Source organism: Shewanella sp. AS16, assembly GCF_021412365.1.
Classification (GTDB): Bacteria; Pseudomonadota; Gammaproteobacteria; order Enterobacterales; family Shewanellaceae; genus Shewanella; species Shewanella salipaludis.
This window is the reverse complement of sequence record NZ_JAKCLK010000167.1, coordinates 1-306: the sequence shown is the minus strand read 5'-3', so window position 1 is coordinate 306 and position 306 is coordinate 1. Positions and strand designations below refer to the sequence as shown.

Sequence of the window (306 nt, the reverse complement as noted above, 5' to 3'; positions counted from 1 at the left end):
AAATATCAATAGTCACCGAAGCAATGAATGAAGCACTTCGTAAACTTGAGCAACGTGTATTAAATACACTCAATGAATTTTCTGGTTATACTCATGTTATGGTTATAGGTGGTGGCGCAGAATTAATATGCGATGCAGTAAAAAAACACACACAGATTCGTGATGAACGTTTTTTTAAAACCAATAACTCTCAATATGATTTAGTTAACGGTATGTATCTCATAGGTAATTAATGATGGACAAGCGCAGAACCATTGCCTTTAAGCTAAATCCAGATGTAAATCAAACAGATAAAATTGTTTGTGA

1 pseudogene is annotated in these 306 nt (G+C 33.3%); it reads left to right on the top strand.

What is annotated here, in order from left to right:
* Positions 1 to 233 (top strand): annotated as a pseudogene (locus LZP73_RS19820) (plasmid segregation protein ParM domain-containing protein); the annotation flags it as partial.
* Between the last annotated feature and the right edge of the window lie 73 nt (positions 234 to 306).